The organism is uncultured Albimonas sp., assembly GCF_963977235.1.
In the GTDB taxonomy this organism is placed as follows: domain Bacteria; phylum Pseudomonadota; class Alphaproteobacteria; order Rhodobacterales; family Rhodobacteraceae; genus Albimonas.
The window spans coordinates 40428-67009 of the sequence record NZ_CAXBOD010000021.1 but is presented as its reverse complement, the minus strand read 5'-3'; the positions used below and the strand labels follow the sequence as shown (position 1 = coordinate 67009).

General features: G+C 73.9%; 21 protein-coding genes, 1 tRNA gene and 1 pseudogene. 16 read left to right on the top strand and 7 right to left on the bottom strand.

Annotated elements, in window-relative coordinates; all coding sequences use genetic code 11:
* Positions 1 to 703: adenosylhomocysteinase (locus tag AAC134_RS12105; RefSeq protein WP_339949343.1), on the bottom strand; the 703-nt coding region annotated here is incomplete at its 3' end.
* 284 nt (positions 704 to 987) lie between these two features.
* On the opposite strand from AAC134_RS12105, the gene AAC134_RS12100 reads away from it, so the two are divergent.
* The 7 genes from AAC134_RS12100 to AAC134_RS12070 all read left to right on the top strand — a co-directional run bounded on the left by AAC134_RS12100 (position 988) and on the right by AAC134_RS12070 (position 8152).
* On the top strand, positions 988 to 1614 hold the full coding sequence (locus AAC134_RS12100) for an HD family hydrolase (RefSeq protein WP_339949342.1): 627 nt from the start codon (positions 988 to 990) through the stop codon (positions 1612 to 1614).
* Between the two features lie 10 nt (positions 1615 to 1624).
* Positions 1625 to 2566, top strand: coding sequence for a hydroxymethylbilane synthase (hemC, locus tag AAC134_RS12095; RefSeq protein ID WP_339949341.1), 942 nt, complete (start codon positions 1625 to 1627; stop codon positions 2564 to 2566).
* Positions 2563 to 3474 (top strand): uroporphyrinogen-III synthase, encoded by a 912-nt coding sequence (locus AAC134_RS12090; protein ID WP_339949340.1) that lies wholly within the window; start codon positions 2563 to 2565, stop codon positions 3472 to 3474. Before hemC ends, AAC134_RS12090 begins: the two co-directional genes overlap by 4 nt.
* A gap of 136 nt (positions 3475 to 3610) precedes the next feature.
* Positions 3611 to 5296 carry a hypothetical protein gene (locus tag AAC134_RS12085; RefSeq protein ID WP_339949339.1) on the top strand — a complete coding sequence of 562 codons (1686 nt, stop codon included), beginning with the start codon at positions 3611 to 3613 and terminating at the stop codon, positions 5294 to 5296.
* A 100-nt stretch (positions 5297 to 5396) separates the two neighbouring features.
* Positions 5397 to 6893 carry a heme biosynthesis HemY N-terminal domain-containing protein gene (locus AAC134_RS12080; RefSeq protein ID WP_339949338.1) on the top strand — a complete coding sequence of 499 codons (1497 nt, stop codon included), beginning with the start codon at positions 5397 to 5399 and terminating at the stop codon, positions 6891 to 6893.
* 451 nt (positions 6894 to 7344) lie between these two features.
* Positions 7345 to 7420 (top strand) — tRNA-Thr (locus AAC134_RS12075).
* A gap of 243 nt (positions 7421 to 7663) precedes the next feature.
* Entirely contained in the window at positions 7664 to 8152 is a 489-nt protein-coding gene (locus tag AAC134_RS12070) for a VOC family protein (RefSeq protein ID WP_339949337.1), read from the top strand.
* Between the two features lie 329 nt (positions 8153 to 8481).
* Here the strand turns inward: AAC134_RS12070 and pgi are convergent, their stop codons facing one another.
* Entirely contained in the window at positions 8482 to 10104 is a 1623-nt protein-coding gene (gene pgi / locus AAC134_RS12065) for a glucose-6-phosphate isomerase (RefSeq protein ID WP_339949345.1), read from the bottom strand.
* Between the two features lie 54 nt (positions 10105 to 10158).
* Positions 10159 to 10860 (bottom strand): annotated as a pseudogene (gene pgl, locus AAC134_RS12060) (6-phosphogluconolactonase); the annotation flags it as partial.
* Positions 10861 to 11432: 572 nt separating this feature from the next.
* On the opposite strand from pgl, the gene yidC reads away from it, so the two are divergent.
* From yidC to yihA, 3 genes are all read left to right on the top strand, one after another.
* Positions 11433 to 13232 (top strand): membrane protein insertase YidC, encoded by a 1800-nt coding sequence (gene yidC, locus AAC134_RS12055; protein ID WP_339949336.1) that lies wholly within the window; start codon positions 11433 to 11435, stop codon positions 13230 to 13232.
* 216 nt (positions 13233 to 13448) lie between these two features.
* Positions 13449 to 14225: an MOSC domain-containing protein gene (locus AAC134_RS12050; RefSeq protein ID WP_339949335.1), complete on the top strand. Its 777-nt coding sequence runs from the start codon at positions 13449 to 13451 to the stop codon at positions 14223 to 14225.
* Positions 14222 to 14881: a ribosome biogenesis GTP-binding protein YihA/YsxC gene (yihA, locus tag AAC134_RS12045; protein ID WP_339949334.1), complete on the top strand. Its 660-nt coding sequence runs from the start codon at positions 14222 to 14224 to the stop codon at positions 14879 to 14881. Before AAC134_RS12050 ends, yihA begins: the two co-directional genes overlap by 4 nt.
* A 306-nt stretch (positions 14882 to 15187) precedes the next feature.
* On the opposite strand, the gene AAC134_RS12040 is transcribed toward yihA, so the two are convergent.
* Positions 15188 to 15580, bottom strand: a complete 393-nt coding sequence (locus AAC134_RS12040) for a PRC-barrel domain-containing protein (RefSeq protein WP_339949333.1) — start codon at positions 15578 to 15580, stop codon at positions 15188 to 15190.
* A gap of 687 nt (positions 15581 to 16267) precedes the next feature.
* On the opposite strand from AAC134_RS12040, the gene argB reads away from it, so the two are divergent.
* The 3 genes from argB (at position 16268) to AAC134_RS12025 (ending at position 19825) form a co-directional block, all read left to right on the top strand.
* Positions 16268 to 17155, top strand: coding sequence for an acetylglutamate kinase (argB, locus tag AAC134_RS12035; protein WP_339949332.1), 888 nt, complete (start codon positions 16268 to 16270; stop codon positions 17153 to 17155).
* A 508-nt stretch (positions 17156 to 17663) separates the two neighbouring features.
* Positions 17664 to 18347, top strand: coding sequence for a YafY family protein (locus AAC134_RS12030; RefSeq protein WP_339949331.1), 684 nt, complete (start codon positions 17664 to 17666; stop codon positions 18345 to 18347).
* A gap of 230 nt (positions 18348 to 18577) precedes the next feature.
* Positions 18578 to 19825: an LL-diaminopimelate aminotransferase gene (locus AAC134_RS12025; protein ID WP_339949330.1), complete on the top strand. Its 1248-nt coding sequence runs from the start codon at positions 18578 to 18580 to the stop codon at positions 19823 to 19825.
* 476 nt (positions 19826 to 20301) lie between these two features.
* Here the strand turns inward: AAC134_RS12025 and AAC134_RS12020 are convergent, their stop codons facing one another.
* The 3 genes from AAC134_RS12020 to AAC134_RS12010 all read right to left on the bottom strand — a co-directional run bounded on the left by AAC134_RS12020 (position 20302) and on the right by AAC134_RS12010 (position 22577).
* Positions 20302 to 20679, bottom strand: a complete 378-nt coding sequence (locus AAC134_RS12020) for a hypothetical protein (protein WP_339949329.1) — start codon at positions 20677 to 20679, stop codon at positions 20302 to 20304.
* 175 nt (positions 20680 to 20854) lie between these two features.
* The gene (locus tag AAC134_RS12015) at positions 20855 to 21904 is read right to left on the bottom strand and encodes an asparaginase (RefSeq protein ID WP_339949328.1); all 1050 of its coding nucleotides are present in this window, start codon (positions 21902 to 21904) and stop codon (positions 20855 to 20857) included.
* The gene (locus tag AAC134_RS12010) at positions 21897 to 22577 is read right to left on the bottom strand and encodes a sigma-70 family RNA polymerase sigma factor (RefSeq protein WP_339949327.1); all 681 of its coding nucleotides are present in this window, start codon (positions 22575 to 22577) and stop codon (positions 21897 to 21899) included. The genes AAC134_RS12015 and AAC134_RS12010 overlap by 8 nt, the downstream gene beginning before the upstream one ends.
* 306 nt (positions 22578 to 22883) lie before the next feature.
* Here AAC134_RS12010 and AAC134_RS12005 point away from each other — a divergent pair, with 306 nt between their 5' ends.
* The 3 genes from AAC134_RS12005 to AAC134_RS11995 all read left to right on the top strand — a co-directional run bounded on the left by AAC134_RS12005 (position 22884) and on the right by AAC134_RS11995 (position 26530).
* A complete protein-coding gene (locus AAC134_RS12005; RefSeq protein ID WP_339949326.1) occupies positions 22884 to 23447 on the top strand; it encodes an invasion associated locus B family protein in 564 nt (187 codons plus the stop codon).
* Positions 23448 to 23730: 283 nt separating this feature from the next.
* Positions 23731 to 24924: a 23S rRNA (adenine(2503)-C(2))-methyltransferase RlmN gene (gene rlmN, locus AAC134_RS12000; protein WP_339949325.1), complete on the top strand. Its 1194-nt coding sequence runs from the start codon at positions 23731 to 23733 to the stop codon at positions 24922 to 24924.
* Between the two features lie 268 nt (positions 24925 to 25192).
* A complete protein-coding gene (locus tag AAC134_RS11995) occupies positions 25193 to 26530 on the top strand; it encodes a lyase family protein (protein WP_339949324.1) in 1338 nt (445 codons plus the stop codon).
* Positions 26531 to 26582: the final 52 nt, after the last annotated feature.

Below are 26582 nucleotides of genomic sequence, written 5' to 3'. Positions count from 1 at the left end.
CGTCGACCAGCGATTCCTTGCAGCCGTACTTGTTGTCGAACTTCGACTTGGTGACCGAGTCGTTGACGTTGATCGCCGGGAAGGGCAGGCGGCCCTTCTCCATCAGCTGATACAGGCGATGCACGCCGGTCGTGGTCTCCTCCGAGACGCCCTTGATCATGCCGCGCTGCTTGACGAACCAGCCGGGGCTTTCCTTCAGGCGCTTCTTGATCTGGGCGAAGAGGTATTCCTCCTCCTCCGACTGGGGCGTCTCGATCAGGTCGGTCTCGCCCTCTTCGACGCGGGCGCCGATGAGGATGTACATCGTCGCGTCGCCGCCGTCGTCGAGGATCATGTTGCAGCCCCCCTCGGGGAACTGGAAGATCCGGTCGGCGTAGTCCCAGTATTCCTCCAGCGTCTCGCCCTTGACGGCGAAGACGGGGATCCCGGCCTTGGCGATGGCGGCCGCGGCGTGGTCCTGGGTCGAGAAGATGTTGCACGAGGCCCAGCGGATCTCGGCGCCCAGCGCGGCCAGCGTCTCGATCAGCACGGCCGTCTGGATGGTCATGTGCAGCGAGCCCGCGATGCGCGCGCCCTTGAGCGGCTTGGAGTCGCCGAACTCCTCGCGCAGGGCCATCAGGCCGGGCATCTCGGTCTCGGCGATATCGAGCTCGATGCGGCCGTAATCGGCCTGGCTGATGTCCTTGACGATGTAGTCGGTCATGCGTCTCTCCTGCGCGGGGATCGGCGCGGCCCGCGTTGGCCGCCGCCGGGAGGGTCGGTGTCTGCTGGACTGGATCGTTAGCAGCGCCGACGCTGCATCGCAACGAAACGCCCTGCGGTATTGTCGGCGCCGGCGCGTCGGCTATGCTGGCCCGATATTAATTTCGGGTTGACGGGGCGCGGACGGGCAGGCCGTGCGGCGTGCCGCGGCGGCCCCCCTCGACGGAGCGGCCGCGGCGCCCTAAGCCTCGCGCCCCTCGCCTTCCCGCCGTCTTCGGAGGTTCCATGTCCGGCACGCCCCCCCGCGCCTGGCAACGCATGTTGTCGGGTCGGCGGCTCGATCTTCTCGACCCCGCGCCGCTGGACGTGGAGATCGAGGACATCGCCCACGGCCTCGCCTTCGTCGCCCGCTGGAACGGGCAGACGCTGGGCGACTGGGCCTTCTCGGTGGCCGAGCATTCGCTGCTGGTCGAGGAGATCTTCGGCCGGCTGGTCGCCGCCCCCAAGCCCCGCGACCGGCTGCTGGCGCTGCTGCACGACGCGCCCGAATACGTCATCGGCGACATGATCTCGCCCTTCAAGGCGGCGCTCGGGATCGACTACAAGGCCTTCGAGGCGCGGCTCGAGCGGGCCGTCCACGTCCGCTTCGGCCTGCCCGCCGAGACGCCCAAGGGCGTGAAGGCCGCGATCAAGCGCGCCGACCGGGCCTGCGCCTGGTTCGAGGCGACGCAGCTTGCCGGGTTCTCGACGCTCGAGGCCGACAGGTTCTTCGGCCACCCGAAATTCCCCGGCGCCGAGGGCTTCCGCTTGACCCCGCTCTCCCCCCGCGAGGCGCGCGAGCGCTTCCTCGCCCGCTTCCATGAGCTGATGGCGGCGATGGAGGCCCGTGACAGCGCCCGCGCCGGGCGCTAAGTCCCCCAGCATGACCGAGCGCAGCTTCAGCCCCGACCGTCCGCTCCGCCTTGGCACCCGAGGCTCCCCCCTGGCCGTCGCCCAGGCCGAGGAGACGCGCGAGCGTCTCGCGGCCGCCCACGGCCTGCCGCGGGAGGCTTTCGAGATCGTGCCGATCAAGACCACCGGCGACCGGGTGCAGGACCGCGCCCTGTCCGAGATCGGCGGCAAGGGCCTGTTCACCAAGGAGATCGAGGAGGCGCTGACCTCCGGCGAGATCGACCTCGCCGTCCACTCGATGAAGGACATGCCGGTCGAGCAGCCCGAGGGGCTGGCGCTGACCTGCTACCTCCCGCGCGAGGATGTGCGCGACGCCTTCATCAGCCTCGAGTTCGCGGGGCTCGACGACCTGCCGCGGGGCGCGGTGCTGGGGTCCTCGTCGCTGCGCCGCCGGGCGCAGGCGCTGCACCGCCGCCCGGACCTGCAGGTGGTGGAGTTCCGCGGCAACGTGCAGACCCGGCTGCGCAAACTGGCCGACGGGGTGGCCGCGGCCACCTTCCTCGCCTGCGCCGGCCTGCGCCGGCTGGGGATGGACGAACACGCCGCCCGCGCCATCGCGCCCGAAACCATGCTCCCCGCTGTCGCCCAGGGCGCCATCGGCATCGAGCAGCGCACGGACGACGCCGCCGTCACCGCCCTGCTGGGCGCCATCGACCACGCCGACACCCGCCAGACGATGCTGGCCGAGCGGGCGTTCCTCGCCGGGCTCGACGGCTCCTGCCGCACGCCGATCGGCGGGCTGGCCGAGCTGCTGCCCGGCGACCGCCTGCGGCTGCGCGGGGAGATCATCCGCCCCGACGGCTCGGTCCGCCACGCGACCGAGCGCGAGGGCCCCGTCTGCGACGCCGCCGCCATGGGCGCGGACGCGGCCGCGGAGCTGCGCGGCCGCGGCGGCCCGGGCTTCTTCGAATGAGCGCGGCGCAGGCCCCCCACGAGATGGCCCCCCACGAGATGGCCACCCGCGAGACGGCTTCCGAGCGGAAGTCCTCGGGCTCGCAGGCCCCCGCCTCGCCGGGCGCGACCCTGTCGCTGGCCCCCCTGGCGCTGGTGACCCGGCCCGAACCCTCGGGCGGGCGCCTCGCCGAACAGCTTCAGGCCGCGGGCTGGCGCACGCTGCCCGCCCCCCTGATGCGGTTCGAGGCGCTCGAGGCCGTGGCCGATCCCGCCGGCGCCTGGGGCGTGGCGCTGACCTCGGCCAGCGGCGCCCGCGCCGCGCCGCCCGCCGGCGCGCCCGGCGGGCAGGCCCTGCGCGCGCTGCCCTGCTTCTGCGTCGGCGAGGCGACGGCCGAGGCCGCCCGCGCCGCCGGATTCGCCGATGTGCGGGCCTCGGACGGCGACGCGGCCGCGCTGGCCGCCCTGATCTCCGGCCACGCCCCCGCGGGCGCCGAGGTCGTGCATCTCTGCGGGCGGCACGGCGGCGACGCGCTCGCCGACGCGCTGGCCGCGGCCGGGATCCGCGCGCGCCAGGTGGTGGTCTACGCCATGGCCGCAGCCGACGCGCTGCCGCCCGAGGCGGACGCGGCGCTGGCCGCGGGGCAGGTCAAGATGATCCCGGTTTTCTCGCCGCGATCGGGCGGGATCCTTGCGCGCCTGCTGGGCCCGGGCCACGATCTGCGCCGCACCGTGGCCGTCGCGATCAGCCTCGCGGCGGCCGAGGGGCTCTCGGACCTCGGCTTCGCCCGCGTCCGCGTCGCCGGGGCGCCGACCCGCAAGGCGATGCGCGCGGCCATGGGCGAGGTCGCCCGATCCGCCCGCCGCGCCCCCCGCGCCGCGCCGCAGGACAAGGCCGCGGCGGCCGACGACGCGGGGCGAGAGCCCTGACGCACGACCGCGCCGGCCCCCTCCGCGGAGCCCTTCGCGCGGTTCGCCGCACCTGCCGCTGTTGTTCTGTGGCCGGCGCATCCCATAACGTCCCGGGGGGGCTTCGGTCCCCGGCACGGGAGATCAGGACGGCGAGATGAGCGACAAGACGGACCCCGATCAGACGCCCGCCAAGGGGAAGACCCTCCCCGACGGCACGACGGAGGCGGCGACGGAGACGGAGACCCCGTCCGTCGATCCCTCCGGCGCGCCCCTGCGCCCGGACGAGATCGAGGACGCCGCGACGGTCGAGCCGACCGTTTCGGAGCCCGACCCCGACGGCCCCCCGCCCACCGCGACGACCGAGCCGATGACCGCCGAGGAGATCGAAGCCGCGGCCGCTCGGCCCGGCGTCGAGCCCGAGAGCGTCGCCGGCCCCGAGCCGCGCCGCGAGACCGCCGAGGAGGCGGGCCTCGACCCCATCGCCAGCGCCGAACTGCGCGAGGCCCAGGACGCCGAGCGGCCGGATTCTGACCGCCCCGACGAGGATTTTCCTCACGGCGACGGCTCGACCTGGCCCGAGGACCGGCCTGACGAGCTTGCCGCCGGCCTCGACAGCGGCGCCGACTACGACGCCCGGGACGACGCCCGGGATGGGGATCTCGACCGCGACTTGCGGGTCGAGGACGACCCGTTCCACGACGATCATGACGAGCAGGCCCGCTCGAGCCTCGCCGCCCGCGCCCTGCAGGCGCTGGTGATCCTGCTGGTGGGCGCGGCCATCGCGCTGTGGGCCCTGCCGCGGGTCGCCCCCTGGCTGCCCGCCCCGATCGCCGAGGCCGTGCAGGCCCCCGGCGTGGTGACGCAGGCCGAGCTGACCGCTCTGCGCGCCCAGATCGAGGAGGCCAACGTCACGCGCAACGCCGCGCTGGAGGCGCGTCTGGACGAGGCTGCCGGGGGCGACGCCTCCGGTCTCGAGGCCCGCGTGGCCGAGCTGGAAAGCCGGATCGAGGGGCTTGGCGGCGCCGCGGGCGGCGACGGCGGGCTCGGCCAGCAGGTCGAGGACCTGGCCGCCGCGCAGTCGAACCTGCGCGCGCAGCTGGATTCGCTTTCGGGCAGCCTGTCCAATCTCGGCGAGGACGCGGGCGACCTTCCCCCCGAGGCGGCGGAGCGCCTGTCGGGCTTCGCCGCGGCCACCGACGCGCTGCGCGCCGAGCTCGGGTCGGTCTCCGGCCGGGTCGACCAGCTCGCCGCCCGCCTCGACGAGGCCGAAGCCCGCTTCGACGAGCGCGCCTCGGCCGCCGAGACCGCGGCGGAGAACGCCCAGACCCAGGCCGCCGACGCCCAGCGCCGCGCGCAGGTCAACGCGGCCTTTGCGGAAATGAGCGTGGCGCTCGACGAGGGCCGCCCCTACGCCGGTCCGCTCGCCTCCCTGTCCGAGTTCGGCCCCGCGCCCGAGCCGCTGGCCGGCCCCGCCGACGCCGGCGTCGCCCGGATGACCGACCTGCGCGAGAGCTTCATCGCGATCGCCCATGACGCGATGGAGGCCCAGGCCGCCGACGAGGCCGGCGACGCCTTCGCCAGCCAGGCGCTGGCCGCCTTCCGCGCCCGCCTGCAGGGCGTGCCGGTCGACCGGGTCGAGGGCGAGGGCCTGGACGCCCAGCTGGGCGCCGCGGCCGCCGCCCTGCGCGAGGGCGAGCTCGCCCAGGCGCTTGAGGCGCTCGAGGGTCTGCCGCCGGCCGCCTCGCAGGCGATGGGCCCGTGGACCGAGCGCGCCCGCGCCCGTCTGTCGGCGATCAACGCCGCCGAGTCCTGGCGCGCCGAGCTGCTGGGCGCGAACTGAAAAAATCGCGCCGCCCCCGGTCCGCCGCGCCCTCGGGCTCGCGGCGCGGGGGGCGGCGCGCCGCGAACTCGTCCGGCGCGACCGGACGCAAGAGAGAAGGATGCACGGGATGATCTGGCTTCTGGTGCGCGCGGGCCTGTTCGTGGCGCTGGCCGCGGCCGTCGCCTACGGGATCGGCGTGCTTCTGGACACGCCCGGCGGGATCGAGATCGTCTGGGACGGGCGCGCCTATTCGTTCGATCCGCTGACCTTCGTGGCGATCTTCCTCGGGACGGTCCTGGCGCTGTGGCTGCTGTGGAAGCTGATCGGGCTGCTGCTGGCCTGCGCGCGGTTCCTCTCGGGCGACGAGACCGCGGTCAGCCGCTTCTTCGGCCGCTCGCGCACCCGTCGGGGGCTCGAGGCGCTCGAGGGCGGCATGATCGCCATGGCCGAGGGCGACCCCCGCCGGGCCCTGGCCAAGGCCGAGCGGGCGGGCAAGCTGCTCGACCGTCCGGAACTGGCTGAACTGCTCGCCGCCCAGGCCGCCCGCGCCGCGGGGCAGGAGGACCGGGCCGAGGTCTATTTCAAGGCGCTCGCGCGGACCAAGCGCACCCAGGCGATCGGCGTGCGCGGCCTGCTCGATCAGGCGATGGAGCGGGGCGAGACCGCCAAGGCCCAGAAGCTGGCCGAGCGCGCCTTCGCCCTGCGCCCGCGCGACGCGGGCGTGATGACGCGCCTGTTCGACCTGCAGACCGGGGCCGAGGACTGGGCCGCCGCCCGCCGCACGCTCGCCGCCGAGGTGCGCGCCGGCGCCCTCCCGCGTGAGGTCGGCGCCCGTCGCGATGCCGTGCTGGCGCTGGCCGAGGCGCGCGTCGCCGAAGCCCAGGGCGATCACGCCCGCGCTCAGGACGCCGCGCTGGAGGCCAACCGCCGCTCGCCGGCGCTGGCCCCCGCCGCGGTGGCCGCCGCCCGCGCGCTGGCGGCGCAGAAGCAGGTCTCGAAGGCCGAGCGGGTCCTCCGGCAGGCCTGGAAAACCTCGCCCCACCCCGAGATCGCCGGCGCTTTCGCGGCCCTCGTCCCTGACGAAAGCCCCGAGGCTCGTCGTCGCCGCTTCAAGGGTCTGACCGCCGAGAACCCCGACCACCCCGAGTCGCAGATGCTCGAGGCCGAGCTGGCGCTTGCCGACGAGGACTTCCCCGGCGCCCGTCGCGCGCTGGGCAATCTGACCGACACCCGACCCACCACCCGCAGCCTGGCGATCATGGCCGCCGTCGAGCGCGGCTCGGGCGCCGACGACCATGTGGTGCGCGCCTGGCTCGCCAAGGCCCTCTCGGCGCCCCGCGGCGAGGCCTGGACCTGCGACGCCTGCGGCCACGTCCATGAGGCCTGGACCCCGGTCTGCGAGGAGTGTCGGGCGGTCGATTCCCTGTCCTGGAAGCAGCCCTCGGGCGCCGGCGAGACCTCGGCCGCCCAGCAGGCGCTGCTGCCGGTGATCCTGGCCAGCCTCGAGGGCCGCGCCGCCGCCGAGCGGGACATCCCCGAAGCCGCCGAGGACGCGGTGGAGGGTCAGGCGGAGCCGGCCCCCGCCGCCCCCGAGAAGGGCGCCCCCGCGGCCTGAGCGCGGCCGCAGCCTGCAGGATCAAGCAAGCCCCGCGGCCCCCGGCCGCGGGGCTTGCCGCTTCGGAGCCCGGGCCTGCCCGTCCGGCCCGCCTGGTCCGGCCTGCCCGACCCCCAGCGCCCCGCCGCCCCCCGGATATTCCCGGCCGAGCGGACCGCGCGGTTCCGCCCGCCTCGCGGTCCTGCCTCCCGCCCTGCGGCGGCGGCTGACCTGCGCCGGCGAAGGGGCAGAAAGGGTTTCGACACCAGAGCCTTGCCGAGCGCCGCGGGGGGTGTGCCCGCAGGCTATCCGCCTCGTCTCCCGATCTCGCCGCCGTTCCGGGAAGGGACCGGGCGCCCTCCGCTCCGCGCCCGCATCCGGTTTCCGTTGCGGGAAGGGGGCGACGTTGCGTCCGCCGGGGCGCCGCGAGGCTTGCCAAGCCCCGGCGCCTCGGCTAGATCGGCGCCCGGTTGCCGGTGTAGCTCAGCTGGTAGAGCACGTCATTCGTAATGATGGGGTCGTAGGTTCGAGTCCTATCACCGGCACCACCCTCTCCCACACGTTCAGGCATGTCTTGCCTCTCCTCTGAACGCGCCGGCTCCGGCGCGTGTCCCGGGTGTGTCCGCGGCGATCATGCCGAGGCGCGCCATGGGGGCGATCATAACCCCGTCGATGCCCGGTTGACGCTGTCGCCCGTGACGTCTCACGTGTCGATTGCAAGCCTGCCGGAATGGCCGGCGGCGGGATCGCCGACCGGGTCGCCCGACCGCGCCCCCTTGAGGAGAAAGGCCATGACGAAACGCAAGGCCGCCGTGTTCCTGTGGTTCGACGCCGAGGCGGAGGCGGCGGCGGAGTTCTACGCTGCGACCTTCCCTGACTCGCGAGTCGAGACGCTCATCCGCGTGCCCGACGGCGCAAGCCACGCGCCCGCGGGCGCGGTTCAGGTGGTCGAGATGACGCTGCTCGGCCTGCCCTATGCGCTGCTGAACGCCGGCCCGCAGGTGCAGCCCAACGACGCCTACTCGTTGCAGGTGTACACCGAGGACCAGGCCGAGACGGACCGTCTGTGGGACGCGATCGTGGGCCATGGCGGCGAGGCGATCATGTGCGGCTGGTGCAAGGATCGCTGGGGGTTCCGCTGGCAGATCACCCCGCGGATGCTGATGGAGTCGCTCTCGCACCCCGACCCCGCCGCAGCCGCCCGCGCGCAGGCCGCGATGATGGAGATGCGCAAGATCGACATCGCGGGCATCGAGGCGGCCCTGCGCGGCCCCTCCTGAGCTCGCGCCGCGGGAACGGCCGACGCCGCCCCGCCCGGCCCGAGCGGCCGGCCGGGACCGGCGCGGTTGCCGCGTCGCCGGGCCTCCCCCGCGCCCGCGCGTCCGCATGACGTCCGGCGCCCCGGACGGCCCAAGCTCGCGGCCCGGCAAGGTCTCTGCGATGCCGAGGCCGTCGGGGTCTGAGCCGAGGGCGAGGCATCCGGCTGGACAGGGAGGGGCAGGGAGGCAGCCCTTCGAACAAGGCCGATGAGCGCGCGCCGAGGCCGCGGAGCGGCGCCGGCGGGCAGGGGCGTCCAGGTCGGGAACGCAGCGGCCGCGGGGACTGCGCCTCAGCCCTCGCGCAGGGCGTGGAGGGCGGCGATCAGGCCGGCGGTGGAGCCGTCCTTGGCCGTCGCCGGGGTCTCGCCCGTCACCATCGGCTCGAGCGCCTTGGCGAGCGTCTTGCCCAGTTCGACCCCCCACTGGTCGAAGCTGTTCACCCCCCAGATCGCGCCCTCGACGAACACCCGATGCTCGTAGAGCGCCACGATCCGCCCCAGGGTGAACGGGTCCAGCCGGCGATACATCAGCGTCGTCGAGGGGCGGTCGCCGGGGAAGGCGCGGTGGGGGGCGAGGCGACGGGCCTCGGCCTCGGGCTTGCCCTCGGCGATCATCATCTCGTGCGCCTCGGCCTCCGAGCGGCCGGCCATCAGCGCCTCGGACTGCGCGAGGCAGTTGGCCAGCAGCAGGGTGTGGTGGTGGGCGAGGTCCGGCTCCCAGCCGTTGGCGGCGACCAGGAACTCGACCGGGATCACCGTCGTGCCCTGGTGAAGCAGCTGGAAGAAGGCGTGCTGGCCGTTGGTGCCGGGCTCGCCCCAGACCACGGGACCGGTCTCGCCGGCCAGCCCGTCGCGAAGGCGCGCGGTCTTGCCGTTGGATTCCATGTCGAGCTGCTGGAGATAGGCCGGCAGGCGCGCCAGCCGCTGGTCGTAGGGGATCACCGCACGGCTGGGCAGGCCCAGCGCGTCGCGGTGCCAGACCCCGACCAGGGCGTGCAGGACGGGCAGGTTCTCGCTCAGCGGCGCCTGACGGAAATGGGCGTCCATGACGCGCGCGCCGCGCAGGAACTCCTCGAAGTCGTCGCGGCCGATGGCGATCATCAGGCTGAGCCCGATCGCCGACCAGACCGAGTAGCGCCCGCCGACCCAGTCCCAGAAGCCGAAGACGCGGCTCTGGTCGATGCCGAACGCCTCGACCTTGTCGAGGGCGGTCGAGAGGGCGGCGAAATGCGCCCCCGCGCGATCGCCCAGCGCCCCCTCCATCCAGGCTTTCGCCGTGTGGGCGTTGGTCATCGTCTCGATGGTGGTGAAGGTCTTCGAGGCGATCAGCACCAGCGTCGTGGCCGGGTCCAGCCCCGCCAGCACGTCGCGCACATGCGCCCCGTCGACGTTGGAGACGAAATGGCACCGCGGCCCGTCGTGCGCCGGCGCCAGCGCCGCGACCGCCATCACCGGGCCGAGGTCCGAGCCGCCGATGCCGATGTTGACCACATCCGTGAAGGGCTTGCCGGAGACCGAGGCGTAGGCGCCGCTGCGCACGGCCTCGGCAAAGGCCAGGCAGCGCTCGCGGGTTTCCAGCACCTGGGGCATCACGTCCTCGCCCTCGGCGGCGAAGGAGTCGCCGGGGGCGGCGCGCAGGGCGGCGTGAAGGACGGCGCGGCCTTCGGTGGCGTTGATCGGCTCGCCCGCGAACATCGCCTCGCGCAGGGCCTCGACCCCGGCGGCGCGCGCGAGACCGGTCAGCGCCTCGACCGCGCCCTTGTCGAGCCCGGTCTTGGAATAGTCGAACAGCATGTCGTCCAGGCGCGCCGAAAGCGTCTCGAAGCGCGCGGGGTCGGCGGCGAACAGGTCGGCGATGCGGCGCCCGGCCAGGCGGTCGCGGGCGGTCTCTACGGCCTTCCAGGCCGCGTCGATGGGAGTGGTCACATCGGCTCCGTCGGTTTGCGCGCACAAGACCTCGACCGGCGTTCGACGCTGGCGCAGGACGGCGCGGATCGGCATCTCCTCGACCGGTCCGGGCTGCAGCGCGCGGGCGAAGGCGCGCGACTTGGCCGGTCCCGAGAACAATAGCAGGATGCGGCGCGCCTGCAGGATCGCCGAAAGCGTCAGGGTGACGCGCGGCCCACCGCGGCCCGGCGCCCGGATCGGGGCCAGCAGCGCCGCGCCGTCGGGATCGAGCGCCTCGGCCAGCCCCTCGGCGCCCGGGTACAGGGCCGCGACATGGCCGTCCGGGCCGAGCCCCAGCACCACCAGGTCGAAGGGCCGGCCCAGCGCGCGCAGCCGCGCCTCGGCCCCGGGCAGGCCCGCCTCGGGCGTGGGGTCGCCGGTGTAGAGGGGCGAGAACCGCGCCCCGCGTGCGCGGCTGTCCATGAACAGGCACAGGTCGAGGATGTTCTGCGTCGAGGTGGGATCCGAGGGCGGCGCCCAGCGGTCCTCGACCAGCGTCATGGTGATCCGCGACCAGTCCAGATCCCGCCGCGCGAGCCGGGCGTAGGTGCGCTGGGGCGTGGCCCCGCCCGAGAGGGCCGCGACCGCGCGCCCGCGCCGGGCGACGGCGGCCTGCAGGATCTCGGCGATGCGTTCGGCGGCCACCTGGGCGAGCTGGTCGGGATCGCGGAATCGGCGAAGCTCGTAGAGCGGCGGCGCGGCGGCGACGAGCTCGGCGGTCATGCGCCGCGGCTCCCTGACTGGCGAAGCGGCGGGGCGGACCCGGGACCGGGGTCGCGCGGGCGGCGGCGGCGGGCCGGGCGCGCCGCGCCCGGGCGTCGGGCCTCGCGGCGTGGGCGGCACGGACCGCGCTGGGGGCGGGGACCCATCGCTTCGCTCCCTCCGGCCGCGCCCTCCCATGAGCGCGACGCAGTTCGTCCCCGAGTCTCGCGAGCCGAGGCGCCCACGTCAAGGCGCGCCGCGTCGCAAGGGGAGGCCGCCTCGGGTGAGATCACGGCGCCGCGAGCGGGGGAGGCGTCGCGCCGCAGGCCCCTCCCGCGCCGCCGTCCGTCAGGGGCATGCGGGGCCCGGGCGCAGGCGCGCGGGGCGCAAGGGCTTGCGTCGGCGGGCCGGGGGCGCCATTGACCGCCCGTCCCGCGCAGGTCGCGGGAGCGGCCCTGCAGGCGCCTGCGCACGGCGTGGGCGCCGCGGACGGGATCAGGGCGCCCAGGCGCGTCCCCGAAACGCCTTGACCTCGTCCTCTGTGGCAGGTTCAAGGCGGCCGACCCTCCGAGTTGCGCGTCCGGGAGCGCTGGATGAACGAACAGAAAAACATGCTCATCGCCGCGGTGCTGAGCTTCGTTGTGGTCGCAGTCTGGTTCGTGCTGTTCCCGCCCCAGCCGGTCGAGCAGCCCCAGGAGCCGACGGCCCAGGTCTCGTCGACCGAGGGCGGCGCGCCTGCGGGCGGCGGCGCCACGGGGGCGGCGCCTTCGGGCGGAACCGGGCCCGAGGCGCAGGCCGCCGACACCCCGCGGGTGACCATCGACAGCGACCGGGTCACCGGCTCGATCTCGCTGCGCGGCGGTCGGATCGACGAGCTGACGCTCGACGACTACCGCGAGACGCTGGACGACGACTCGCCCAACGTGACGCTGCTGGCGCCGCTGGGCACGCCGCATCCGTTCCTGGCCGTCTACGGCTGGCTGCCGACCGCCGAGACGCCGGTCGCCACCCCCGGCCCGAACACCGAGTGGACGCTGGAGAAGGGCGATGTCCTGACCTCCTCGGCGCCGGTGACGCTGGCCTGGGACAACGGCGAGGGGATGATCTTCCGCCGCACCATCTCGCTCGACGACAACTACATGTTCTCGATCGAGCAGAGCGTCGAGAACACCACCGAGGCCGCGGTCAGCCTTGCGCCCTACGCCTATGTCGTGCGGCGGGGCGAGCCGGAGACGGTGAACTTCTACATCCTCCACGAGGGGGCGCTGGGCAAGTTCGACGGCGTGCTCAACGAGCTCGACTATGGCGACATGGAGGACCTCGAGGGCTCCGGCGGCCCCGGCGTGCGCCAGCAGGTGGTGCCGGTGAGCAATGCGGGCTGGCTGGGCTTCACCGACAAGTACTGGATGACCACGCTGATCGCCCCCACGGGCCAGCCCTTCGACGCGGTCTTCAAGTATGTCGCCCGCCCCGACGGGGCCGAGTACCGCACCGAGATGCGCCTGCCCGTGCAGGCGGTCGCGCCCGGCGCCACCGCGGCGGTGGCGACCCAGCTGTTCGCCGGCGCCAAGGAGCTCAAGACCATCGAGGCCTACGAGGCGGCGGGAATCCCGCGCTTCGTCGACGCCATCGACTGGGGCTGGTTCTTCTTCCTGACCAAGCCCTTTGCCCAGATGCTGCTGTTCTTCGAAGGCTTGATCGGCAACATGGGCTGGTCGATCATCGCCATGACCTTCTGCGTGAAGCTCGTCCTCTTCCCGCTGGCCTACAAGTCGTATGTCAGCATGTCGAAGATGAAGAAGCTCCAGCCGGAGATGGAGAAGATCAAGGAGCGCGTGGGCGACGACCGCGTGAAGATGCAGCAGGAGATGATGGCCCTCTACAAGCGGGAGAAAGCCAATCCCGCCGCGGGCTGCCTGCCGATCGTGCTGCAGATCCCGATCTTCTTCTCGCTCTACAAGGTGCTGTTCGTGACGCTCGAGATGCGCCACGCGCCGTTCATGCTGTGGATCCACGACCTCTCGGCGCCGGATCCCACCAGTTGGATGAACCTCTTCGGGGCGCTGCCCTGGGCGGCGCCGGACCACTCGTCCATGCTGGGGATCGTCTCGATCGGCGTGTTCCCGATCCTGCTGGGCATCACCATGTGGCTGCAGCAGAAGCTGAACCCGATGCCCACGGACAAGACCCAGGCGATGATCTTCGCCTGGATGCCCTGGGTGTTCATGTTCATGCTGGGCAGCTTCGCGGCCGGCCTCGTGATCTACTGGGTGGCCAACAACATCATCACCTTCACCCAGCAGTACATCATCATGCGCACGCAGGGCGTGGACGTGGACGTGCTGGGCAATGTGAAACGGTCGTTCAAGCGGAAGAAGAAGGCCGAAGGCTGACGCGCGCGGCCCGGGCCGCGCGCCGGACGGCGAGACATGACCGCGGCCGCGCGCCCCTTCCGGCGCGCGGCCGTTTCCAATCCCGGGGGATGACGCGGGCGGCGCGGCGCGCCATGCTCGGACCCCGACCCCATCCGGGCGGCCGGACGGGACTCCGCGGCGCTGCGCGCCACGGTCGCCCGCCCTGGCCGCCCTCATCACAGGAGACGAGGCGACATGCCCCGGATCAGCGCGATCCATCGCCACCCGGTGAAGGCCCTGGGCAGCGAGGCGCTGGCGCGCGTCGCGCTGGAGGCCGGGCGGACCCTGCCGGGCGACCGTGTCTGGGCGCTCGCCCACGAGAAGTCGCGCTTCGACTTCGACGCGCCCGCCTGGGCGCGGTGCTCGACCTTCCTGCGCGGGGCGACGTTCCCCTCGCTGATGGCGGTGACGGCAGAGGGCGAGGCCGTTCTCGAGGGAGGCGGGGAGATCACCTTCCGCCACCCCGACCTCCCGCCCCTGACCGTCGACCCCGCCACGCCCGAGGGCGAGGCCGCCTTCGTCGCCTGGGCCGATGCGCTGATCCCCGCCGGCGCCCCGCGCCCGGCGAGGCTCGCCCATGCGCCGGGCCGCGGGATGACCGACCAGCCCGCGCAGTGGCTCTCGGTCCTTTCGGACGCCTCGCTTGCCGCGGTCGCCGAGGCTGCGGGCCGGCCGATGGATCGGCGGCGCTTTCGCGGAAACCTGTGGATCGAGGGGCTGGCGCCCTGGGAGGAGACCTCCTGGATCGGCCGCGAGATCCGCCTGGGCGCCTGCCTGCTGCGGGTGACCGAGCCGATCGGCCGCTGCTCGGCCACCCATGCCGATCCCGAGACCGGCAAGCGGGATCTCGACATGCTGGCGCTGCTGACCGGCCTGGGTCAGGCGGAGAACTTCGGCGTCTTTGCCGAGGTGATCGAAGGGGGAGACGTCGCGCAGGGCGACCTCGTCACGATCCCGGAGGCCGCGGCATGAGCGGCACGCCCTTTGTCGTCGACCCTGATCCCGACCCCGAACTGGCCGAGGCCGGTCGGCTGCTGTTCGCGGGACCGGTCGACTTCCTGCTCTCGGCCCCGGAACTGCACCACCTGCCGCCGGCCGACCGGATCGAGGTCTGCTTCGCCGGACGCTCGAACGTGGGCAAATCCTCTCTGATCAACGCGTTGACCGGGCGCAAGAGCATGGCGCGGGCCTCGAACACGCCCGGGCGCACGCAGGCGCTGAACTTCTTCACGATGGGCGACCGGCTGCGGCTGGTCGATCTGCCGGGCTATGGCTACGCCGATGCGCCGGTGAAGCTGGTCGAGCAGTGGCAGGCCACCTTGCGCGGGTATCTGGCCGGGCGGCCGACGCTGCGCCGCGTGTTCCTGCTGATCGACGGGCGCCACGGGGCGAAGTCGGTCGATCACGAGATCATGGACCTGCTCGACCGCTCGGCCGTGCCGTTCCAGGCTGTGCTGACCAAGGCCGACAAGCCGGCCGCGGGGGCGGTGGACAAGGTGGCCGAGGCGCTGAAGGGCGATCTCGCCCGGCACGCCGCGGCCTATCCGGAGATCCTGACGACCTCCTCCCAGAAACACACGGGGCTGGAGCGGGTGCGCGCCGCGGTGGCGGGGCTGCTGGAGCTCTAGAGACCGGAACGCGGCGATGGAATTGCGCTGCCGGACGCTTGGCAGGGGGCGCGCGGCGGCGGTCCGGGATCGGCGCGGGACGAGCGCCGCGTTCGTACCCGGCGACACGGCGGACGCACGCAAGACGCCCCGGCGCGACCGCCCGAAGGGGCGCGCCAGGGCGCAGGCGACGCGGCCGCGCCAACGGAGGGAAGACGGACCGCGCCGCGCCCGGCCCCGTTCCGCAGCGGGTCCGGGATCTTCGGGGCAGGCGCCTGAGGACCGGGCTAAAGCGCCCGGTTTTCAGGCTCCCCGGCGCTCAGGCGCCTAGGCGTCGCAGCGAAGACCGCCCGGGATCGCGAAGTGCGAATCTATCTTGCGTCGCCACTCGGGATCCGACCAGCGGCGCTCGTCGGCCAGGGAATGCGGCGCGCCCTCGATATCGTCGCGGGTCACCATCGCGCGGTATCCGTCGATCGACCGGTCGTAGGCGAGGGCGTCGAACGGCAGCGGGTGCAGCCGCTCGCCAATGCCCAGCACGCCGCCATAGGCCAGAACCACATAGGCCAGCCGGCCGGCGCGCTTGTCGATGACGACGTGGTCGACGTGCCCCAGGCTGCGCCCGTCGGCGCCCTGGACCGCCACTCCCCGCATGTTTTCGGACGGCGTCAGAACCGGCGTCTCGTCAACCTGCAGGTCTCTCTCGACAATGCGTTTCAAGACTCTCTCCCGGCGCACGGGGCGCCTGCACAGAGGGTCCCCCCAACGCCGGACAACTTAGGGGCCTGAAGCGCTTCCGTCATCGGCTGTCGGGGCGAAGGCTGGTTTGCATTCGCGTGAACCCCTGGACGAAAGAGCGCCAGAGCCGACCCGAAGCGCTCCGGGCGGGGCCGCCGGGAGCGAGGCCAACCCCTTGCGCACGAAACGGTTTTTCGCGGGACTGGCGGCGCCGGGCGAGGCGGCTGACGCATGGGCGCCAGAGGGTCTGGCGGGGGGGAGCGAATTTCATACCGCAGGACGGGCCGCCACGCTCAAGGTGCTGGAATAGATGAAACTTAATGCTGGCATTCGGGGTCGTGAGGCCGGCCGCGGGACAATCGGTCGCCGGCAATGGGCGCGGCGGCGCGAGGCGCGGGTATAGGGCAGCGACGTCAGGCCGGTCCATGACGCGCGCGTCCGAGCGCCGACCGAGCGCCGACCGAGCGCCGACCGCGGGGCCGGGCCTGGAGGAGGGCCGCGATCTCCGCCAAGGCGCGGGCCTCGACCGGCCGCGGATGCCCCCCCTCGGGCGATTTCGCGGGACGCGAGCGGCGCAGGCCCCTTCCCCCGCGGGGCGCTTGGGGTTAGGAACCTTGCCGGTCGCCCGGCAGGCCTGTCTCGCCGCGGGCGCTGCTTGGGAGACTGCCGATGAAACGCGACTGGATCGCCACCGCCCGCACCCTCTCGGACGCGCTGCCCTTCCTGCAGCGATACGACGGGGCGCGCGTGGTGGTGAAGTTCGGCGGCCATGCCATGGGCGACGCCGCGGCGCTGGAGCGGTTCGCGCGCGACATCGTGCTGATGAAGCAGTGCAACGTGCATCCGATCATCGTGCACGGCGGCGGTCCGCAGATCGAGGAGATGCTCAAGCGGCTCGCGATCCGCTCGGAATTCGTCGACGGGCTGCGCGTCACCGACGAGGCCACCGTCGAGGTGGTCGAGATGGTGCTCGCCGGCCGCATCAACAAGGCGATCGTCACCGCGCTGAACCGCCAGGGCGGCAAGGCCGTGGGCCTGTCGGGCAAGGACGCCGACCTGATGATCTGCGAAAAGACGCTCAAGAAGACCCGCGACCCGGAGTCCAACATCGAGAAGGTGCTGGACCTGGGCTTCGTCGGCACGCCGGTGGAGGTGAACCCCGGGCTGCTCGAGACCTTCATCGCCTCGGACTACATCCCCGTGATCGCGCCGGTGGGCGTGGGGCGCGCGGGCGAGACCTTCAACGTCAACGGCGACACCGCCGCGGGGGCGATCGCGGGGGCGCTGAAGGCCGAGCGGCTGCTGCTGCTGACCGACGTGGCCGGCGTGAAGGGCGAGGACGGGGAGGTGATGACCGACATCACCCAGGATCGGGCCGAATCGCTGATCGCCTCGGGCGTGATCTCGGGGGGGATGATCCCCAAGTGCCGCACGGCGCTGGATGCGATCGAGGCGGGGGTGGACGCGGTGGTGATCCTCGACGGCCGCGCGCCGCACGCCTGCCTGCTGGAGCTGTTCACCTCGCACGGCGCGGGCACGCTGATCCGCCGCGCCTGAGCCGGCCTCGGCCGGGCCGCGGCGCGACGGCCTGCGCGGGTTGCAGGCCGTCGGCTCGCCGCGGCGGGCGGAGGTGGCGCGGGTTGCGGGCGGGGCCCGGTAGCTGGCCTCGGGAGCGTCGCGGGCCGTCGTCCGTGCCGGCGGCGGGCCGGGGGCGCGCCCTTTGCATGTCGCGCCAGGTGCAAGGCGGCCGCGCCTGCCGTCTCGCGGTCCGCCCCGGCGCGTGGCCGGCCTGGGCGCCCTTGGGGGCGCCGCGGCGCCGGCGGCGAGCCTCGCGGCGCCGGTCCCGGCCGGCCGCCGCCAGTCTGCTGACAGGAGGTTGACAGCGGCGGCGTGCCAGACGTCACGTGATGAGCGTCACGCCAGCCTCCAGCCCGGAAGGGAGCCCCCGTCATGACCACCGCCCCCCGCCTCGGCGCGCGGGCCGGCCGGAGCGGTCTTGCGCCCGGCCCGGAGGCCGTGCGTCGGCGCCTGCCGCGCCCTCACGCCCCCGGACCGCGATCCGCCCATGCGCCGCGCTGACCGCCTGTTCGAGCTGGTCACCCTGCTGCGCGGCCGCCGGCTGGCGGTCACCGGGCGGGCGCTGGCCGAGGCGCTGGAGGTCAGCCTGCGCACCGTCTACCGCGACATCGCCGACCTGCAGGCCCAGGGCGTGCCGATCGCGGGCGAGGCGGGGGTGGGCTATCGCCTCTCGCCCGACTTCGACCTGCCGCCGCTGATGTTCAGCCGCGCCGAGGTCATGGCCCTGCTGGTCGGCGGCCGCCTGGCGCAGGCCTTCACCGACCCCGCGCTCGCCGCCGCCGCCCGTTCGGCCGAGGCCAAGATCCGCGCCATCCTCGACGACCGCCTGCTGGCCGAGGCCGACGCGCTGCCCTATCGCGCGCCGGTGATCCCCTCGGACGCCGCCATGCGCGCGCGTCACCAGGCGATCCGCGAGGCCTGCGAGGCCCGCCGGAAGCTGCGCCTCGACTATCGCGACGCGTCCGGCGAGCCGTCCTCGCGCACCGTCTGGCCGCTGGGCCTGATCGCCTGGACCGGGCGCTGGACGCTGATGGCCTGGTGCGAGACGCGGCAGGACTACCGCAACTTCCGCTTCGACCGGATCGAGCGGATGGAGACGCTGGCCGAGGTCTTCCCCCAGCGCCCTGACCGCAGCCTGGCGCACTACCTGGCGGGTCTTGGCGCGCCCTGAGGGCGGACCGGCGGGCGGGATCGGCGGGCGCGCCTCGCGGGCCGGCGCCGCCGGCCCGAGGGGGCCGCAGGCGCACCGGCGGCGCGGCGCGGGGGCGCCGCGTTCGCCGCTCGTGTCGCGCCGCGATACGCCCTTCATTCCGCCGCCGTTCGCGCCTATAACGCCCCACCCGACGCGGAAGAACGTCGGGGAAGGAAACCCCCGGACAGCCGCGACCAGAGACCCCGCCCATGCCCAGACCCTCGGACGAGTTCCACCGCATCAAGCGCCTTCCGCCCTACGTGTTCGCCGAGGTGAACCGGCTGAAGGCCGCCTGCCGCGCAGATGGGATGGACATCATCGACTTCGGTATGGGCAATCCCGACCAGGACACGCCCGCCCATATCGTCGACAAGCTGGTCGAGACGGTGAAGCGCCCGCGCACCCACCGCTATTCCGCCTCGAAGGGCATTCCCGGCCTGCGCCGGGCGCAGGCGGCCTACTACCAGCGCCGCTTCGGCGTGACGCTCGACCCCGAGACCGAGGTGGTGGCGACGCTCGGCTCGAAGGAGGGGCTCGCCAACCTCGCCATGGCGATCACGGCGCCGGGCGACGTGGTGCTGACGCCCTCGCCGTCCTACCCGATCCATCCCTACGGCTTCATCATCGCGGGCGGGGCGCTGCGCCACATCCCCGTGGCGGGCGGGCGCTTCAACCCCGAACAATACCTGCGCGACGTCGAGAACGCCTGCATCCACACCGTGCCCGCGCCGACCGCGCTGGTGGTGAACTTCCCCTCCAACCCCACCGCGCAGGTCTGCGACCTCGATTTCTACGTCGAGCTGGTGCGGCTGGCCAGGCGCCACGACATCTGGCTGCTGTCCGATCTCGCCTATGCCGAGATCTACTTCGACGACGCGCCGCCGCCCTCGATCCTGCAGGTCCCCGGCGCGCGCGACATCGCGGTGGAGTTCACCTCGCTGTCCAAGACCTACTCGATGCCCGGCTGGCGCATGGGTTTCGCGGTCGGCAACGCCCGGCTGATCGGCGCGCTGTCGCGGATCAAGAGCTACCTCGACTACGGCGCCTTCACCCCGGTGCAGGTGGCCGCCGCCGCGGCGCTGAACGGCCCGCAGGACTGCATCGGAGAGATCCGCGCCCTCTACAAGGGGCGCCGCGACGTGCTGGTCGACGCCATGACCCGCGCGGGGTGGGAGATCCCCTCGCCCCCCGCGACCATGTTCGCCTGGGCGCCGGTGCCCGAACCGTTCCGCGCGCTGGGCTCGATGGCCTTCTCCAAGATCCTGTTGCGGGAGGCCGCGGTCGCCGTCGCTCCGGGCATCGGCTTTGGCGAGTATGGCGAGGGCTACGTGCGGCTGGGCCTCGTCGAGAACGAGCAGCGCATCCGCCAGGCCGCGCGCGGGGTGAAGAAGCTGCTCGCCGATCCCGACGCGGCGCTGGCCCGCCACCACGAAACCCTCGCCCAGGCCGCCGAGTAGGCCACGGCCGGGCCCGGACGTCCGCCCGCCCCCTGCGCGTGCGCAGGCGGGCGGGCGCTCCGACGCCGGCAAGACCTTCCCCGACCGTCCGGACTGGTCCCGCGGCCGAGCCCGGGCCCCGCTCGTCCCGGGCTCCGAATCATCGCGGCAGAGCGCTGGTTCGCCGCCCGCAACGCCGTGTCCGGCCCGCCGAGCCGGCCCTCGGCCGATCCCGAGCGCCGCTGGTCCCGGGCCCTGACGCGGCAACGCGGCGCGGGCCTGCGGCGGGTCCCGGGCGCAACGGGGTCGCGCCGCTCCCTCCCGGGACACGGGCGGCGGCGGTCAGGCGCAGGGACGGGCCCCGTTCCGACGAACCCGGGGCGCGCGGCGACGCCCGAGGACGCTTCGAAGGCCCCCGAGGTCTTCCCAACGGCGACGGGCGCGCCGACAGGGTCGGCGCGCCACGGTCAGGTCTCGGCTCGTCCGGGGGCCGGGGGTCAGCCGGCCGGGCGCAGCAGGCTGGCCGACAAGGCGGCCTCGCCGCAGCGCAGAAGGCGCTGGCCGACCGCGTGGGCCGCGGTGCGGTCCAGGCACTGGCAGCAATCCTCCAGCGCCTCGGCCTGCAGAGCCAGCGAGGTCAGGCCGATGCGCGGCGCGATCAGCGCCAGTTCACGGGCCAGGCGTCCGAGCCGGCTCCAGGATTCTTCCTCCAGCGCGCGCTCGATGGCCACCAGGCGATCGGTCGCCTCCAGCAGGCCATCGTCCACCAGCTCGGCGCACTCATCGGGGCCGAGCGCATCCTCGAGCGCCTTCAGAGCCTCGAGGTCCAGGGCCGCATCGGTCCGACGCGGGGCCAGTCGAGTCACCATGTTCATCTTGCTGCTCCCATCATCTGGCCGGGGTTCCGATCCGGCCATGTCCACTCCACCGAGGAGGGGGATAGCCCGGCGGGAGTGAAGGCGAAGTTGACGAACGCGTCCGCCAACCCACGATGATGGTTATCAAATTCCCAACCGGCCCGCCGCGGGGCAACGCTGCGGCAAGGCGGGCTCAGCCCAGGGCGGCGGCGGGGCGCACCTCTCCGACCCGCAGGCCGCGGCGGTTGCTCTGGGGCGGATTGAGGCGCGAGGCGACCTCGGGATGGCCCGCCTCGGCGACGCCCAGGCGCACCAGGATCGCGGCCATCGCGCATTCCGAGGCCCGCGTCCCGCCGTCGTCGATCTTGAGCGCCACGCCCAGGCCGAGGCCCGGCAGGATCGCGCCGAACACGCCCTCGGCCCCGGTCTTGATCGCGGCGCGCCCGGCCATGGCGCGCATCATGCCGGTGCAGGCGCGGCCCTCGCCCGCCACCAGCTCGGGGTGGGCCATCATCGCCTCGACCAGGGCGCGGGCGGCGGCCTCGCGCGCGGGGCCCAGGCCCGCAGGCCGGGCCATGCGCGCCATCGAGGTCGCAAAGCCCCTCAGCGTGGTTGCGAAATTGGGGGCCGAGCAGCCGTCGATTCCGTAGCCCAGATCCGGGTCCCCGGTCATCTCGGCCATCGCCTCGCGGGCGGCGCGCTGCACGGGGTGGTCGACCTCGACATACTCCGCCCCGCCGCCCAGGCGACGGTTCAGGGTCAGGAACCCCGCATGCTTGCCCGAGCAGTTGTTGTGGGTCTGGTCAGGGCAGGCGCAGGCGCGAATCAGATCGTCGCGCGCGGGCAGGTCGGCGGGCTCCTGCGGGCCGCAGCGCAGGTCGGCCTCCGACAGGCCCAGCCCCTCGAGCCAGGCGGCGACGCGGGTCGAGTGGATCGCGGCCCCGTTGTGCGAGGCGCAGGCGAGCGCCAGCTGCTCGGACCGCAGGCCCGCGTCCGCCGCCGCCCCGCTCTCGACCAGCGGCAGGGCCTGGAGCATCTTGCACGAGGAGCGCGGGTAGATCACCCGCTCCGGATCGCCCCAGGCCTGCACGACCTCGCCCGAGGGCGTGCAGATCGCGATCGCGCCGCGGTGGACGCTTTCGAGAAGGTCGCCGCGGATCGCCTCGACCAGCACCTCGGAAAATCCGGGCGCGGAGGGGTCGACCAGGGGGGCCGCAGGGCCGACGGGGGCGGGATCAGTCATCGTTCAGCTCCACCGAGAAGTCCTCGCCCAGCGCCTCGCGCAGCCGCGCGAAGGCGAGGCGCAGGCGGGACTTCACCGTCCCCAGCGGCGCCCCGGTCGCCTGGGCGATCTCGGCCTGGGTGAGCCCCGCGTAGAAGGTCAGGCGCACCGCTTCAAGCTGTTCCTTGCCGAGCCCGGCCAGGGCGTCGCGCACGCGGGCGTCGCGGTCGGCGGTGGCGGCGGCGCGGGCGGGATCCTCGGGCGCGTCGGGCTGGAACAGGGGATCGTTGGGGTCGGGCGCGGGGCGGGTCTGGCGGCGGATCAGGTCGATGCGCCGGTTGCGCGCGATGGCGTAGATCCAGGTCGAGACGCCGGCCTTCGCGGGATCGTAGGTCGAAGCCCGCCGCCAGACCGAGACGAAGACGTCCTGCGTCGCCTCCTCGACCACGTCGCCATGGGCGCCCCCGCGCAGCAGGAAGGCGCGGATCCGCCCGGCGTAGCGGGCGAAAAGCTCGGCGAAGGCGGCGCGGTCGTCGGCGGCGGCCAGGCGCGCCAGCAGCTCGGCGTCGGAGGGGCCCTCGTCGCCGTCCCGGGCGAGGGGCGAGGGGTGTTCCGTAGCGGCGCCCGACGGCGCCGTCCGTCCCGCTCCGCCGGGGCGGTCGTCGGGCGGGTCTTGGCGCGGGTCGTGCGGCATGGACGTGGGCAGGGTCCCTCTGGGGCGGCCCGACGCGGGCAAGGCGCGCGGGCGGTTCGCGAAAGACCCGCGTGCGGCGACGCGGGGTCGTGATGCGGGCCCGAGCGCGGCGGGGTGGCGCCGTCGCCCGATTTGCGTCTAGATTAGGCCGCAACGCGTCGGCAGGAAAGACCGGCGCGCGAACCGACGGACGAGCCCGTCGGCGACGCCTTGGGGACGACCGCGACGCGGCCGCTCCGCGACGTCGCGACAAGGGCTCGCCGGCGGGGCAGGAAGAACGACGATTGCAGGCGAATCGAGGCGAGCATGAAGGCTGAGGCGAAACGCGCGGGCATCAAGCGCATCGGTGCGCGGCTGGCTGCGGCGGCGCTGGCCCTGGCGGCGGTCCAGGGGGCGCCTGCCCAGGCGACCGCGCAGCAATCCACCAATCGGGTCGAGGCGTTCCGCGACTGGTCGGTGTTCACCGCAGACGCCGGCGGGCCGGTGTGCTGGATCGTGACCCAGCCGCAGAGCTCGGTGGCCAAACGCGCCGGCAAGCCGGTGCAGGTCCAGCGCGGCGACATCTACCTGACCGTGGCCGTGCGGCCCCGCCAGGGCGTCGACAGCGAGATCGCGATGGTTGCGGGCTATCCGTTCCGCGACGGATCGACCGTGACCGCGGAGATCGGCTCGCGCGAGTTCGAGCTGTTCACCGAGGGCGAGAACGCCTGGACCTATCCCAACGACGACGGCGAGATCCTCTCGGCGATGAAGGCGGGGGCGGCGATCGTGATGACCGGCGTCTCGGCGCGCGGGACCACGACGATCGACCGTTTCTCGCTGCTGGGCTTCACCGATGCGATGACCTCGGCCCAGAACCGCTGCAAGTAGGGCCGGGGGGCGTCCGCCTCCGGGACCGGCGCCCCTTTGGCGAGCGCGCGATTCGCGCCCTGCGCGCGCCCCCCCTTGGAGGTGGCGCGTGGAAATGCTATGTGACGCGCGACGCGCCCTCCGCTTTTCGCGGGGGGCGCTGCCATTCGTGCAGGCCGCGCAGGCGGTCTCGCGGCAAGTGATGCAGGCCGCGCTGGCGGTCGCAGTGACCGGTGCGGACCGCGAGACCTGATCCTTGCGCCGCGCCTCGCGAAGACGCCCGACCCGAGCCCCGGAGAACGCCATGACCTCGGTTCCCACCGCTGCGGCCGCGCCGCTGACGCAGGACACGCCCGGTTTCGCGCCGAAGGCGACCGCGGGGCTGCGGCCGCTGGTCGGGCTGACCCGCCCCCAGATGATCGAGGCGCTGATCGAGGCCGGAACCCCCGAGGGCCAGGCGAAGATGCGCGCGACGCAGTTGTGGTCGTGGATCTACCAGCGCGGCGCCACCGACTTCGCCGAGATGACCAGCCTGGCCAAGGGCTACCGCGCCCAGCTGGCCGAGCACTTCCGCCTCGACCGGCCCGAGATCGTCACCCGCCAGGTCTCCAACGACGGCACCCGCAAGTACCTGCTGCGCCTCTCGGGCGGACATGAGGTCGAGGCGGTCTACATCCCCGAGGAGGACCGCGGCACGCTGTGCGTCTCCTCCCAGGTGGGCTGCACGCTGACCTGCACCTTCTGCCACACCGGCACCCAGAAGCTGGTGCGCAACCTGACGCCCGAGGAGATCGTCGCGCAGATCCTGGTCTGCCGCGACGACCTGGGCGAGTGGCCCGTCGCCGGCCAGCGCCCGCCCGAGCGGCGGATGCTCAGCAACATCGTGCTGATGGGCATGGGCGAGCCGCTCTACAACTTCGAGGGCGTGCGCGACGCGATGAAGATCGCCATGGACAACGAGGGGCTGTCGATCTCGCGTCGCCGGATCACGCTGTCGACCTCGGGCGTGGTGCCCAATATCGCGCGGGCGGGGGCCGAGATCGGCTCGCTGCTGGCGATCTCGCTCCATGCCGTGCGCGACGAGCTGCGCGACGTGCTGGTACCGATCAACAGGAAGTGGAACCTCGACGCCTTGCTGAAGGCGTGTCGGGAGTATCCGCGCCTGTCGAACGCCGAGCGGATCACCTTCGAGTATGTGATGCTCAAGGACGTCAACGACTCCGACGCCGACGCCAAGCGCCTGGTGCAGCTGATCGCCGGGATCCCCGCCAAGATCAACCTGATCCCGTTCAACCCCTGGCCCGGCTCCCCCTACGAACGTTCGGACTGGGACCGGATCGAGAGCTTCGCCGAGATCGTCAACCGCGCCGGCTACGCCAGCCCGGTGCGCACGCCGCGCGGGCAGGACATCATGGCCGCCTGCGGGCAGCTTAAGTCGGCCACCGAGCGCGGGCGGCGCAAGGCCTCCGACATTGCGGCGGAAGCCGCGGCCGGCTGATCGCCGCGCGGGCGGGCAGGTTTCCCCCGCCCCGGCACGCCTCCCGCCCGCCCACCCCGGCGCGCCGGGGCGGGGGACGGCGCCATTCGGCGCCGGCGCCCGGGCTCGGGGGATGCTCCAGGCCCCCTGATCGTCGTCTGCATCGCGAGCCGTCGCCACGGCGCCGCCGAGGTCTCGCCTGCCTGTCCCCGGGACCCCCGCGGCGTTGCGTCGGCGCGCGCGCGGGGGCAGGGTGCGCGCCGTTCCAGCCTGCCGCGGAGAGCCGCCGATGACCGCCAGCCCTTTCGACAGCCCGATGCTGCGCGAGCACCTCTCGGACCCGCAGGCGGCGCGGCTGTTCTCGGACGCCTCCGAGATCCGCGCCATGCTGCTGGCCGAGGGCGCGCTGGCCAGGGCCCAGGGCGAGCTGGGGCTGATCCCCGAGACTGCCGCCCGCGCCATCCACCGCGCCGCGCGCGAGGTCGCGATCGATCCCGCCGCGCTGGCCGCCGGCGCCGCCGCCTCGGGCGTGGTCGTGCCGGCCTTCGTCGAAGCGTTCCGCGCGGCCATGGGCGCGCCTGAGCACGCGGCCTTCGTGCACCACGGCGCGACCAGCCAGGACATCCTCGACACCGCCCTGGTGCTGCGGCTGCGGCCGTTCCTGGCGCTGTGCGACGCGCGGCTCGCCGCGATCCTGGGCCATCTCGCGGACGGGGCCGAGCGCTGGGCCGAGCTGCCGATGGCCGCGCGCACCCGCGGCCAGATCGCCACGCCGACCACGCTGGGCGCGCGGCTCGCGGCCTGGGGGGCGCCGCTGCTGCGCGCGCGCGAGCGACTGGCCCAGATGCGCCCGCGGGTTCTGGCGCTGTCGCTGGCGGGCGCCTCGGGCAACTCCGCCGCGCTGGGGCCGCGGGCCGACGAGGTGGCCCGCGCGATGGCCGCCGAGCTCGACCTCGCCTGTCCCGAGCTGCCTTGGCACGCCGGCCGCGACGGGCTGGCCGAGCTCGCCGCCGCCCTCGCCATCCAGACCGCGAGTCTCGGCAAGATCGGCCTCGATCTGGTCGTCCTGTCCCAGTCCGAGGTCGGCGAGCTGCGCGCGGGGGAGGGGGGCGGCTCCTCGACCATGCCCCACAAGGCCAACCCGGTGGCGGCCGAGGCGCTGGTCTCGCTGGCCCGCCTGACCTCGCGCCTCTCGGGCGCCGCGCAGGAGGCGATGCTGGCCGGCCATGAGCGCGACGGCGCCGCCTGGACGCTGGAGTGGCTGAGCCTGCCGCAGCTGTGCGTGGCCTCCGCCGCGGCGCTGCGCCATGCCGAGGCGCAGGTCGCCTCGCTGCGCCCGGACCCGGCGCGGATGCGGGCCAACATGGACGCCACGGGCGGGCTGATGATGGCCGAGGCCGCGAGCTTCCGCCTGGCCGAGACCCTGCCGCGTCCGCAGGCCCAGGCGCTGGTCAAGACGGCCTGCGCCGAGGCCGCGCGCAGCGGCCGGCCGCTGGTCGAGGTGCTGGCCGGAACGCAGGGCGCGCAGGACATCGACTGGCCCGCCGCGCTGGACCCCGCCGCCCACCTAGGCCAGGCGCCGGCGATCGCGCGTCGCTTCGCCGCCCTGGTGCGCGCGCAGGGCTGAAGGCCGCACGGGCTCGGCGCCCGGATATGCCGGAGGCGGGCCCCGAAAGGCG